Annotated in this window: 12 protein-coding genes; 11 read left to right on the forward strand and 1 reads right to left on the reverse strand. The window is 68.9% G+C overall.

What is annotated here, in order from left to right; translation table 11 throughout:
- Window positions 1-5: 5 nt before the first annotated feature.
- Entirely contained in the window at window positions 6-1415 is a 1410-nt protein-coding gene (locus ACIQWR_RS27330) for a cobyrinate a,c-diamide synthase (RefSeq protein ID WP_404014654.1), read from the forward strand.
- Between the two features lie 2 nt (window positions 1416-1417).
- On the opposite strand, the gene ACIQWR_RS27335 is transcribed toward ACIQWR_RS27330, so the two are convergent.
- Complete coding sequence (locus ACIQWR_RS27335) at window positions 1418-2176, reverse strand: ZIP family metal transporter (protein WP_404014657.1); 759 nt, start codon at window positions 2174-2176, stop codon at window positions 1418-1420.
- An 87-nt stretch (window positions 2177-2263) separates the two neighbouring features.
- Between ACIQWR_RS27335 and cobC the strand changes: the two genes are divergently transcribed.
- From cobC to ACIQWR_RS27385, 10 genes are all read left to right on the forward strand, one after another.
- On the forward strand, window positions 2264-3724 hold the full coding sequence (gene cobC / locus ACIQWR_RS27340) for an Rv2231c family pyridoxal phosphate-dependent protein CobC (protein WP_404014660.1): 1461 nt from the start codon (window positions 2264-2266) through the stop codon (window positions 3722-3724).
- Window positions 3725-3845: 121 nt separating this feature from the next.
- Window positions 3846-5102: a CapA family protein gene (locus tag ACIQWR_RS27345; protein ID WP_404014663.1), complete on the forward strand. Its 1257-nt coding sequence runs from the start codon at window positions 3846-3848 to the stop codon at window positions 5100-5102.
- 6 nt (window positions 5103-5108) lie between these two features.
- Entirely contained in the window at window positions 5109-6776 is a 1668-nt protein-coding gene (locus ACIQWR_RS27350; RefSeq protein WP_404014665.1) for a recombinase family protein, read from the forward strand.
- Window positions 6777-7478: 702 nt separating this feature from the next.
- Window positions 7479-7844 (forward strand): helix-turn-helix domain-containing protein, encoded by a 366-nt coding sequence (locus ACIQWR_RS27355; protein WP_404014668.1) that lies wholly within the window; start codon window positions 7479-7481, stop codon window positions 7842-7844.
- Complete coding sequence (locus ACIQWR_RS27360) at window positions 7834-8226, forward strand: hypothetical protein (RefSeq protein ID WP_404014671.1); 393 nt, start codon at window positions 7834-7836, stop codon at window positions 8224-8226. Before ACIQWR_RS27355 ends, ACIQWR_RS27360 begins: the two co-directional genes overlap by 11 nt.
- Window positions 8227-8249: 23 nt before the next feature.
- Window positions 8250-9113, forward strand: a complete 864-nt coding sequence (locus ACIQWR_RS27365; protein WP_404014674.1) for a P22 phage major capsid protein family protein — start codon at window positions 8250-8252, stop codon at window positions 9111-9113.
- A gap of 1229 nt (window positions 9114-10342) precedes the next feature.
- Entirely contained in the window at window positions 10343-10630 is a 288-nt protein-coding gene (locus ACIQWR_RS27370) for a hypothetical protein (protein WP_404015046.1), read from the forward strand.
- On the forward strand, window positions 10602-11129 hold the full coding sequence (locus tag ACIQWR_RS27375; protein ID WP_404014676.1) for a DUF6879 family protein: 528 nt from the start codon (window positions 10602-10604) through the stop codon (window positions 11127-11129). Before ACIQWR_RS27370 ends, ACIQWR_RS27375 begins: the two co-directional genes overlap by 29 nt.
- Before the next feature lie 15 nt (window positions 11130-11144).
- The gene (locus tag ACIQWR_RS27380; protein WP_404014678.1) at window positions 11145-11999 is read left to right on the forward strand and encodes a helix-turn-helix domain-containing protein; all 855 of its coding nucleotides are present in this window, start codon (window positions 11145-11147) and stop codon (window positions 11997-11999) included.
- Window positions 12000-12281: 282 nt separating this feature from the next.
- Window positions 12282-12521 carry a hypothetical protein gene (locus tag ACIQWR_RS27385; protein WP_404014681.1) on the forward strand — a complete coding sequence of 80 codons (240 nt, stop codon included), beginning with the start codon at window positions 12282-12284 and terminating at the stop codon, window positions 12519-12521.
- Window positions 12522-12614: the final 93 nt, after the last annotated feature.

A 12614-nucleotide genomic window follows, 5' to 3' on the forward strand; every position in this document is an offset into this window, starting at 1 on the left:
CGTCCGTGACCGTCCCGCGCCTGGTGATCGCCGCTCCGTCGTCCGGCAGCGGCAAGACCACCGTCGCGACGGGCCTGATGGCGGCCTTCACGGAGCGCGGCCTCGCCGTGTCCCCGCACAAGGCCGGGCCCGATTACATCGACCCGGGCTACCACGCGCTGGCCACCGGCCGTCCGGGCCGCAACCTGGACTCCTTCATGTCCGGGCCGGAGCTGATCGGTCCGCTGTTCGCGCACGGCTCGGCGGGGTGCGACCTCGCCGTGGTCGAAGGGGTGATGGGCCTCTACGACGGGGCCGCCGGGCGCGGTGAGCTGGCCTCGACCGCGCAGGTCGCCAAGCTGCTGCGGGCGCCGGTGGTGCTCGTGGTGGACGCCTCCTCGCAGTCCCGCTCGGTGGCGGCCCTCGCGCACGGCTTCGCGTCCTTCGACCCGCAGGTGCGGATCGGGGGCGTGATCCTCAACAAGGTCGGCTCCGACCGGCACGAGGTGATGCTGCAGGAGGCGCTGGAGGAGGCCGGGATGCCGGTGCTCGGCGTGCTGCGCCGGGTGCCGCAGGTCGCGGCGCCCTCGCGGCACCTGGGTCTGGTCCCGGTCGCCGAGCGCCGGGCGGACGCGCTGGCCTCGGTGGCCGCGCTGGCCGAGCAGGTGCGGGCGGGGTGCGACCTGGAGGCCCTGATGGCGCTCGCGCGGACCGCGCCTCCGCTGGACTGCGAGGCGTGGGATCCCGCGCGGGTGCCCGGGGGCGAGGCGTGGCACGTCCCCGCCGCGGACGCCGGGCCGCGCCCGGTCGTCGCCGTCGCGGGCGGCCCCGCGTTCACGTTCTCCTACGCCGAGCACGCGGAGCTGCTGACCGCGGCCGGTGCGCGGGTCGTCACCTTCGACCCGCTGCGGGACGAGGCCCTGCCCGCGGGCACGGCCGGGCTGGTCATCGGCGGCGGCTTCCCCGAGATGTACGCGCCGGAGCTGTCGGCCAACGCGCCGCTGCGCGCAGCGGTGGCCGCGTTCGCCGCGTCGGGGGCCCCGCTGGCCGCCGAGTGCGCCGGGCTGCTCTACCTGGCCGGTTCGCTGGACGGGAAGCCGATGTGCGGGGTGCTGGACGCCGACGCCCGGATGTCGGACCGGCTCACCCTCGGCTACCGCGAGGCGGTCGCGATCTCGGACAGCCCGCTGGCGCTGGCCGGGACCCGGCTGCGCGGGCACGAGTTCCACCGCACGGTGATCGACCCCAGCGCGGGCGACGCCCCGGCCTGGGGGTTCACCCATCCCGAGCGCCGGGTCGAGGGCTTCGTCCGGGGCGGCGTCCACGCGAGCTACCTGCACACCCACTGGGCCGCCCAGCCGTCGGTGGCGTGGCGCTTCGTGGCCGCCGCGCGGGCGGCGGGTTCCGCTTCCGGTTCCGGTTCCGACGTCAGGTGAACTCAGTCCGCGAGGCCGACGACCAGCCAGATGCCCGCCACGCCGCCCACCGTGCACATCAGCGTGGACAGGGCGGGGTGGCGGTGGTGCGCCTCGGGCAGGATCTCGGCCGACGCGAGGTAGAGCAGGATCCCGGCGAAGAAGCCGAGGTATCCCCCGAGCGGTTCCTCCGGAAGGGTGAACAGCAGGGTGGAGGCGGCTCCGACGACCGGGGCCACGGCGTCGGCGAAGAGCATCATCAGGGCCTTGCGGCGGGCGTTCCCGTACAGGCTCGTCAGGGTGTAGGTGTTGAACCCGTCGGCGAAGTCATGGGTGATCACGGCCAGCGCGACGGCCACCCCCATCCCGCCGCCGACCTGGAAGGCCGCCCCCAGCGCCACCCCGTCGGCGAGGCTGTGGCCGACCATGGCGCCCGCGGCCGTCAGGCCGACCTGGGGGACCCTGGCGCTCTGCTCCCCGCGGCCGGAGCCGTGTCCGGAGCCGTTCTCGCCGCCGTGCGCGGCCTGGCGGACCGCCAGGACCCGCTCCACCACGTGCGCGACGAGGAACCCGGCCACGAAGAGCAGCAGGGCCAGCGGGACGCCGAACACCTCGTGCCCGGCCGCCCTCATCGCCTCGGGCAGCAGGTCCAGGCCCACCACGCCGAGCATCAGTCCACCGGCGAGGCCCAGCACGAGGTGGCGGCGGTCGGTGACGCGTTGCGCCGTCCACCCGCCCGCCAGCGTCATCAGGAACGCGCCCAACGCCACGATCACGGCCATAGGCCCCTGAATACCGACTGCCGGGCCCGCGCGCACCTTCACGCGCGGGGTGGCGGACGACGCAATGTTGACGGCTGACGGCTGACGATGTCGAGGGAGCGAGGACCCCGGGTGGGCGAGCAGGGCGGTTACAGCGGGTACGAACGGGTGGTCGTCGGAGTCGGCGGGCGCTCGGGGGTCACGGCGGAGGAGGTCTGCTCCCTGGTCGAGGAGACCCTGCGCGGCGCCGGGCTGGCGGTGGCCGCGGTCACCGCGCTGGCCACGGTCGAGTCGAAGGCCGCCGAGGCGGGCATCTCCGGCGCCGCGGAACGCTTCGGCGTACCGCTGCTGACGTACGGGCCCCAGGAGCTGGAGCGGATCGCGGTCCCGCATCCGAGCGAGGCGGTCCGGGCGGCGGCGGCGACCCCCTCGGTGGCCGAGGCGGCGGCGCTGGCGGGCGGCGGTGAGCTGCTCGTGCCCAAGCGGAAGTCGGCGGCGGCCACCTGCGCGGTGGCCCGGGCGGAGGCGCACGACCTGCGCCACCACGGGGACGCGGAGCTGGTGGACGCGCCGGGGCGGCTGGTGGACCTGGCCGTCAACGTCCGGTCGGACACTCCCCCGGCCTGGCTCAAGGAGCGGATCGCCGCCTCGCTGGACACCCTTTCGGCCTATCCGGACGGGCGGGTGGCGCGGGCCGCGGTGGCCGCGCGCCACGGGCTGCCGGTGGAGCGGGTGCTGCTGACGGCCGGGGCGGCGGAGGCCTTCGTGCTGATCGCGCGGGCGCTGGGCGCCGTACGGCCGGTGGTGGTGCACCCGCAGTTCACCGAGCCGGAGGCGGCCCTGCGGGACGCCGGGCACCGGGTGGAGCGGGTGCTGCTGCGGCCGGAGGACGGTTTCCGGCTGGACCCGGCGGCGATACCCGAGGACGCGGACCTCGTGGTCATCGGCAATCCGACCAACCCGACCTCGGTGCTGCACCCGGCGGCGGGGTTGGCCGCGCTGGCCCGGCCGGGGCGGACGCTGGTGGTCGACGAGGCGTTCATGGACGCGGTGCCGGGCGAACGCGAGGCGCTGGCCGGGCGGACGGACGTGCCCGGGCTGGTGGTGCTGCGGAGCCTGACCAAGACGTGGGGACTGGCGGGGCTGCGGATCGGCTACGTGCTGGCCGAGCCCGCCGTGATCGCCGCGCTGTCGGCGGCGCAGCCGCTGTGGCCGGTGTCGAGCCCGGCGCTCGCGGCGGCCGAGGCGTGCGTGGCCCCGGCGGCGCTGGCCGAGGCGGAGGCCGCCGCGCGGCAGATCGAGGTGGACCGGGCCCACCTGTTGGCGGGGCTGGCCGAGTTCGACGAGGTCACGGTGGCCGGGGTGGCGGCCGGGCCCTTCGTACTGATCCGGGTGGACCGGGCACCGGAGGTGCGGGCCCGGCTGCGGGCCCTCGGCTTCGCCGTCCGGCGCGGGGACACCTTCCCCGGGCTGGACCGGTCCTGGCTGCGGCTGGCGGTGCGCGACCGGGCGACGACGGGCCGGCTGCTCCAGGCGCTGGACCACGCGCTGACGCTGACGTCGCCCTGACCGGTTCCGGGCGCCCTCCTCCTCCCGTCTCCCCTCGCCCGGCACGAACGACCGTGCGAGAGTGTGCCGACACGCACGGTGGCCGGGACCGGCCGGCCCGCAGGTTCGGGGGAAGACCAGGATGAGGACGTCCGCGAAGATCACGACGGGGGTGGCCGGACTCGCGCTCGTCGCCGGGGGCGTCTACGCCGTGCCGAGGCTGCTCGACGACGGGGGCCGCCCGGCGGCCGCGCAGCGGCTGGGCGGTGGCGCGCCCGAGCCCGGCAGGAGCGGCGCGATCACGCCGCCCGGCGGACGGCCCTTCACCCTGGTCGCCACGGGCGACATCATCCCGTACCCGTCGATCATCGAGCGCTCGGCCCTCGACGCGGGCGGCGACGGGCACGACTTCCGCAAGATACTCGGGGGCGTCAAGGCCGTCGTGAGCGCCGCGGACATGGCGGTGTGCCACCACGAGATACCGTACGGCGAGCCCGGCGGCCCCTACACCGGCTACCCGACCTTCAAGGCCCCGCACGAGCTGGCCGACGCCCTCAAGGACACCGGGTACGACAGCTGCTCGACGGCCTCGAACCACACGCTGGACGCCGGTTACCCCGGCCTCGCCCGGACCCTGGACCACCTCGACCGGGTCGGCATCAAGCACTCGGGCTCGGCCCGCGGCGCGGCGGAGGCCACGACGCCCGTCCTGTTCGAGGCGGGCGGCGCGAAGGTCGCCCAGCTGTCGTACACCTACGGCACGAACGGCATCCCGGTCCCCGAGGGCAAGCCCTGGTCCGTGAACCTCATCGACCAGCGGCGGATCATCGCCGACGCCCGCGCGGCGCGGGCCGCGGGTGCGAACGTGGTGGTGCTCAGCGTGCACTGGGGCACCGAATGGCAGACGGCCCCCAACGAACAGCAGCTGGAGCTGGCGCGGGCGTTGACCGCCTCGCGGACCGAGGGCGGGCCGGACCTCGACCTGATCCTCGGCACCCACAACCACGTGCCGCAGCCGTACGAGAAGGTCAACGGCACGTGGGTCGCTCCTACACGGGGCGGCGTATCGAAAGGGGCCGCTGTGGACGACAACGGAACATGGGTCATCTACGGGATGGGCGACCAGGTCGCGGGCGAGATGTTCAACCACACCGGGGCCCGTGACCTGCGGGGCAACATGAGCAGCCTAGGCCGCTTCAGGTTCGAGCCCCCGACCGCACAGGGGCAACGCTGGAGGGTCACGAAGGCTGAATTCGTCCCGCTGTACTTCGACACCGACGCCGGGCGCGTGGTGGACCTGCGTAAGGCTGACGGGGTCCTGGCCGACGTACGCGACGAGATCAGTCACACCGTGCTCGGCCGAGACGCTGGCAAGCACGGCCTGACGATCGCCGAGTAGGGCAAAATGGACCCCGTGGGCATAGCGGGCAAGCGTCAGATATGGGGGATTCTGGCGCGTAAATCAAAGGTCTACGGTGAGGGCAACCACCGCCGGGAACTGAGTACGGAAGCGCAGATAACCACCGGCCGACGCGAGGCCGAGCAAGACGGCGCAGTCGTCCCCCAGGAATACGTGTGGTCGGAACTCGGCTCAGCGTTCAAGGACCGCGAGCGCGACGACTTCGAAACCGCCCTGGCCGCTCTTGCCGACGGCCGGATCAACGTCCTGTGGTGCTACCGGCTCGACCGGTTCAGCCGCAAGGGCGCAGACGACCTGCTGCGGGTCATCGGCAAGGTACGAGTGATCTTCTGGCTTGACCGGTTGGACTCCATGGAGGAGCGCGACCGCCGCCGGATCATCGACTACGCCGAGCAGGCCCGCGAATACTCCGTTTTCCTGGCTGACTCGGTCGGCGCAACCAAGCGCACGCAGCGCGACGCGGGCATGTGGCTTTCACGGGCCCCTGACGGGTACGTCGTGGGCCCCGGTCGAAAGCTGCTCAGGAACACGGCCCCGTTCCCGGGATCTGAGGCTCCCCGGTGGGAGGTCATTGACCGCATCATCGAGGAGGCCGCCGACCACGAACACGCATCGACCCGCGCCATCGTCTCCAGGCTGAACGGCGACGGAATCCCAGCCGCACGCGGAGGACGCTGGAGCGCCGCCGCCGTCCACCGGATCATCTTCCACCCCGTCTACGAGGGATGGCAGGTGGTGACCAGCGCTACAGGCAACAAGCCGCTTGAATACTTCAACCGGGCCGGGGAACGTGTCAGCGTCACCGACGAGCCGATTGTCACCGACCCCGAGAAGCTGGCTCGCGCACGGGCCCGCATCACTGGCAACACGTCGCCGACAAGTGGCGCTGCCATGCCCGCGCAGACGGCGGCGGGCCGCGCCAAGCACCAGATGTCCGGCGCGACCCGCTGCGAGGGCTGCATGGGGGCCGTGACGCTCTCAGGTAGCGGTTACACATGTTCCCTCCACAAGAACGACCCCGGCAGCTGTCCGAGGCCCGCACGGCTCGATGCGCGGCTCTTGGACGAGTGGGCGCGCGACCGGTTTATAGCCCGGGTCGAGAACATCGACGCGTCCGATCCTGATGAGCCCGACATAGAGCTGATGATGACCATTACGAAGCTCTGGAGCGCCCACCAGCGGCCGGAAGAGACCGAGGCGGAGAAGAAGGCCCGCGCCTCGCTGAAAGCAGCCGAGGCGGCCCGTGACCGCCTGCAAGCGGCATTCGACGCCGGGGCGTACGACGGCGATGCGGTGGCCATGTTCGCCTCATCCATGCAGACGGCGACGGCGAACGTGGCAGAGAACCGGCTGAGGGTCGCCAAATTCGGAGGCAGCCGCCCTGTCGTCCCGTGGATAGGCAATGAACACCTCCTCCGCGCTAAGTGGGACAGCTCGACGCCGGATGAGCGACGCGAACTCCTCCAACTTGGCGTGCGGTTCGTCGTTATCCGTCGGTGGGAGGGCAAGCCTCCGAACCGGTGGGAGCCTGTCGACGTGGACCAGCGGGCGACCATGTATTGGCACGGCGACACCGTGCCCGCGTCTCTCCTGGCCAAGCTGTCGAACGTGAAGAGCCGCAAGGCAGGTAAGCGGGCCTCGCTGGCCGCGTGAGGCCCAATTGACTGTTATCTCCGCCACCCCCGTCAGACGTCACAAGACGCCCGGCGGGGGTTTTCGCGCGCCGACGCCGACCGGCCGACGGCGAACACGCCCCGACGGCCGTGAAACAGCGAAACGGGCAACGCTCTGACCTGTGACGCAGTGCCAGACAGTGCCGTAAGTGCCGTTTAGAGGGGTGTTTTTGGTATTCCTTAGAGATTCCCTAGGGATACCAGAAAGAGGGGTCTAAACGGCACTTACGGCACTGTGCGGCACTCCGGCCGCTGTCGGCCCCTTGTCACGAACCTGCAACTTACATATGTGAGGGAAAGTGCAGTGCCTGCCACAAGTGGCTGAGGGCATGCCGGTGGTACCCGCTCCGTCTGGAGCCACTCTCAGTGGGCCGCCTCTCCCCTCAACGGCTTCCGCTGAGCCGAGTTGGGGGACTCGTGCGCTAGGGCGGCAAAGATCCGCACGTCGATGCCCCGTCAGGCATAGGTGCGCTGACCTGCGGATCTGTTGAACCAGAGCCTACGCCGGCCGAGGCCCGCGACCAGGCAACAGATGGGGCTCACGCGCACCCAACTCGATTCAGGTTTCTGCCGACCCGCGCGGGTACCCCCGACCTCTCTCCTCGGGGTCATGCGGGTCCTTTTTTTGCCCCATACCTGCCACATCTGGCAGGTCACTCCACGCACCAAGGAGGTGCCCCTCATGTATGACCCTGAGAAGTCGCGAGCGCGACGGATCAAGCTAGGAATGACCGTCGCTGAACTTGCCAAGCGGGCTGGCGTATCAGAACGCTCCACGTTCCGCTACGAGGCCGGTGAAGCAGTCCCTTCCGTCGACAAGTTCGTACGGATCGCCGCCGCACTCCATGTTCCGTTCAGCTCTCTGCTCCGACAGGGGGAGGACAACACAGATGTGTATGCGGCGCTCTTCGGCGCTGAGATGGCCCGTCGCCGGAACGCCTCCGCGCACATCATCAGCACCGACGCTGACGCACGTCAGGCTGTGGAGATCGACCAGCTCGTTACCGGTATCCGGCGAGTTCAGAAGGGGGCCGGGCATGTCTCCTGAAGCTGGAAGTCAGCAGTCGACTGCTGCTCTTGAAGCCGCCGTGGAAGAAATGACTGAACAGAACACAGCCAAGCGCGAAGAGAGGGCCGAAGGCTCCCCGACGCGGCTCAAGGGCGACTCTCTGGAGCTTGCCAAGCTCCGAGCTGGAATCTCCAACGGCCTCTCCCTGAATGCCGTTTCGCTCCTTGCGGGAGAGACAGCGGACGAGCTGAACACGAATGCCGTGAGGCTGGCAGAACTGCTGTCGACGCACGCCCTTAGGCGCATTCCAGCGCGGCCAGTGGCGCACATCAAGACTGGCCAAGAGGCGGCCTCCGGGATTGAATCCCTGGACCCGCTGAAGCTCGCCAAGGCGATGGCCGCCCGACTTTCCCCCAAGTGACCACCCAGTAAGGAGACTGCATCATGCAGACCACCAACAACACCTTCGGCACTGAATCCCGAATCGCAGAGACTGGCGTTACCTACCTCGCGCAGGCCGGTGTCCTGGCCCCCCTCGTATTCCGCAAGGCGGAGACGAGTTTCGGAGGGGGCAGCGGCACGAAGGTAACTATCCCTGTACCGCAGCGAATTGAAGCCAAGGACTTCAAGGGAACTGACGAGAAGTCGGCTGCCAGTGAGCGCCTCGTTACCCTGGAGATCACCGAGAGCCCTTACAGCTCCGTCCCGATTACCCAGCAGGAAGCAACCCTGGATATCAGGGACTTCGCCGTGCAGGTCTTTGGCCCTCAGGTGGACGGCGTTGCCCGCGCCCTGGAGCGCTGCACCGCCAAGCCGATGAATGCCCAGATTGCGGGATCCAAGGAGAGCATCGACAAGGCGAAGCCCCTGGACTGGATCTCGGATGCAGCGATGGCGCTGCCTCAGAAGGACGTACCGACGACTAACCGATTCCTCGCCGTCTCGCCTGAGATCTCGAACATGCTCCGGAAGTCTCCGGAGCTGCGCGATGCTGACCGCTCTGGCGATGCAACTACCCTTCGCAATGGGCAGATTGCCAGCGTATATGGGTTTACTATCGTTGAGTCGAACGAGATCAAGGGGGGTGCCGTCGCATTCGTTCCCGAAGCCTTCGCGCTCGCTGTAATGGCTCCGGGTGTGCCTGACGGTGTCGCATTCGCTCAGTCGGTATCCAAGGATGGTTATGCATTCCTCCAGACCAAGGCTTGGGACCAGTCGGTGCATTCTGATGTCTCGATGGTGAAGGCATACTCTGGGTCGACTCTCATTGACGCGGATCGCTGTGTGGCATTTAAGGCCGCAGCTTGATATTCGTACTCGATATCAAGTACACCCCCCCCGTGAATGCCTGACCGGCGAATGGCGGGGGGCTGGAATGGGGGGTGGGAGATACTTCAGTGAAACACTTGGATGGCTGGAACACAGTTTGTCGGCGCGCGAGTTGCGAGCGTGAGCGCACTCGGGAGTTCCGGGTGAGTCGCAGTTCGTGGCGTCGTAGACCCCACTGCTCGTGCAACTGTCGTGACTGGGAGCGTATAGCCAAGGCCCTGGCGGCGGGCGGTGCTGCAATGGGGCGAGATGCTGGGCGCGATGAGGATCAAATGTTGTGGCTGTCCAACGAGTTGGATGCGAATCGGCGGTTCGGAGACGATGCGAAGGTCGCTTTCCATGAACTGATGGCCGCGTACGTCAAAGCTTGAATCGCGCCGACGCGTCGAGTCGAGCTGAAGTGACACAACATCAACTGTGTTGATGAGGTGCAACCTGGGTGCCTCCGCAGCGTGTTGAAACGCGCGACCTAGTTCACGGAGTCGTCACAGAGGGTGGCGGGGTACTCCCTTCGGATCCCTCTCCACGCCCGGGGGCCAATAGCACGAGCGGGCGTGTACGGGTCTGGGACATTTCGTCTCCGGCCGCCGTCACCCGCTGTGGCCTGTGAGTTTGACCCAATCTGGCCCCCGGCATCCGGGGTTGCCACGCGCGGGTGCACGGGCGGCGCGGGCGCGCGACGCGCACGCGTGGAGACCCGCCACGCGCTTGCCGTTTCCCGTTGCCGCCTGAGCCCGTACGCGGTCTCTCGCCCCTTCCTTCGGTAATCACCCCAGACCCCGGCCGACAGGCCGCGACAGAGCCGCCCCGGCACCAGGAGCTGAAAAGTGATCATTACCCATCCCGCGTGCGGGCAGTCGTGGACCGGTGCGAGCCGAGAGCATTGCCCGAACTGTCACCGCTCCTTCGGCGGAACCCGTGCGGGCGACATGCACCGCCAGGGCGGCCCCGGAGACCGGCACTGCGTCGACCCGGCCACCCTGGGCATGCGGCAGGACGCGGCGGGCATCTGGCACCGTCCGTACACCGCCCGCCGACGCGTGCAGCCCGCTCCATGAGCACCAAGGCCCCGTCCGTTCCTCACTGGAATGGACGGGGCCTTTCTTCGTTCGGGACCAAGGTCCCCGCCGGCCACGGGGCCAAGGTCCCTCCGCGGGCTTGTACTGGCCCGGCTGGAAGCACTCTTGACGAGTGATCACGTGAGGGTGATGGTCGTAGAACGATATAGAAGCGGCAGCGCACGGGAGGCAGTCATGGGCCTAGTCTTTATCGCTAGGGATCCGAACACCGACGGGGCGAACTGCCCAACGGTGTGGGTCGAGGACGTACGGCAAGAGATCCTGGTGCAGGGCTGGAACCCGGATGAGGCCATGCTGGCCAAGTGTCTGGAGACGGGTCCCATCCCCGACGGCGAAGGTGTGGTGCGGATTCCGTTCCGGATGATCCGTGCTCTGAGGGAGGCTTGTGATGTGGCGGAGCGCGCCGCCGTTCGGTGAGCTGCTGGCTGGCTGTCAGCGGTCCGCAGTACACCTTGAGATGAGGGATCACTACGACGATCCCGACGAGGCTCCGCGCGTTGCGGCGTGGACGGCTGGTCATCGGCCGGACCCGAGTGCCGACCGCTCGACGTGGTGGCGGCCCTGGCTCGACATGGTCGCTGAGACCGTGGCCCGTGGGGTCGTCATCCGCCGGGCCCGGATCGTCTCCGAACCGGTCAGCGACTACACCCGCTACCTGTACGACGGGACGTTCACCAACGTGGCGGCGGGCGAACAAATCCGCTGGCTACCGCGCCGGAAGGCATCTGACCTCGCGCTGCCTGGCAACGATTACTGGGCGTTCGATGGTCAGCTAGTCCGCTTCGGGTACTTCTCGGGTGAGGGCACATACCTCGGCGACGACGTGACCGACGAGCCACACGTGGCCAAGCTCTGCGCTGACGCCTTCGAAGCGGTATGGGAACGGGCCACGCCCCACGAGGAGTACAGGATCTGAAGGTCCGACCAGCACATGACCGGATCACCATCCACCAGCGCTGAGGCGGCCCGCAAACGTGTCGCCGACATGCTGCGCGAGATCCGCCGGGATGCTGGCCTGCAAGTCAAGGACGTGGCAGGGCGGACGGGCTGGTATGCGTCCAAGGTGTCGCGGCTCCAAAGCGGCACCACGCCCCCGAGTGATGACGACATTCGGGCGTGGTGCCGCGCCTGCGAGGCAGAAGACCAGGCGGCCGATGTCATCGCCGCATCCCGGACGGCCGAGAACGCATACGTGGAGTGGCGGCGGTTGCAGCGAACGGGTATGCGTCGGCTCCAAGAGTCGTACGTGCCTCTGTTCGAGCGCACCAGGACGTTCCGGGTCTACAGCTCCAACGTCATTCCGGGACTCCTTCAGACGGGCCCCTACGTCGCCGCACTGCTGTCATCCATCTCCGAGTTCAGGGGTACCCGCAACGACATTGAGGAAGCTGTGGCGGCCCGACTGGAGCGCTCCCGCGTGATCCGGGAGGGGAACCACAGGTTCTCCCTGTTGGTCGAGGAGGCTGCCCTGCGGCACCGTGTTGGCGACGTGGACACAATGGCCGGGCAGCTCGACCACCTGCTGACCGTGATGTCGTATCCGCGCGTCTCCTTCGGGGTAATCCCCTTCAGCTCCGACCGCCGTATGTGGGTGATCGAGACGTTCAGTGTCTACGACGAGGAACAGGCCCAAGTCGAGCTGCTTACGGCTCAGGTGAACGTGACAGCCCCGACTGAAGTGCGCCAGTACCTGAAGGCCTTCGGCGAGTACGCCAAGCTGGCCGTCTATGGGGCGGAGGCTCGCGCGCTGGTCACCGCAGCCGCTGACGCGCTGGAACCGGCATAGAACTCTGTAGAAATGCCTAGTCGTTGCCTCTCGCCCGTCTCTACCGTCGTCAAACAGGCGACGAAGCGACGGACGGCGAGGCGTCATGTGTGAGACCAGGTACAAGGTGGATGGCTCGGGCAAGCTCGGCGCGGTAGTCGAGCAAGACCCGACTGGAACCGTGTGGCTCCGGCCGCCCGGCGGTGGGGTTGAGTGGGTCGCCGACCTCGACGATCTACGAGACCCCGACTCGGCGGAGCTCGCGCGGGCTCGCCTGCTCAACACCCCCATCGGGCTGTAGTCATGGCACCCACGACTCCCGCCCCGCTCCCGCTCGCCGTCGACCTGCCTCTACGTGGCGGCGTAGTGGAGCCCATGGGCGTACCCGACTGCGAGTTCGGCGACTGCGAGCGGATCGAGCGGGCCCGGCGCGCGGCACGGGCCGTTGGCGACAAGTCCAAGGTGTCCGACTGCAACGTCGTGTTGCAGATCCACCTGAGTGCCAGTCACGCGATAGGGGTCGTTCGATGCTTCGAGCTCTGACGTTCGAGGAGCGCCGGATACGCGCCTGGATTCTATTCCGGGCCCGTGAGCTCCGGACGTGCGACGAGGTAGTCAGGGACGCGCAGGCCCGCC

Source organism: Streptomyces sp. NPDC098789, from assembly GCF_044759975.1.
Taxonomy (GTDB): Bacteria; Actinomycetota; Actinomycetes; order Streptomycetales; family Streptomycetaceae; genus Streptomyces.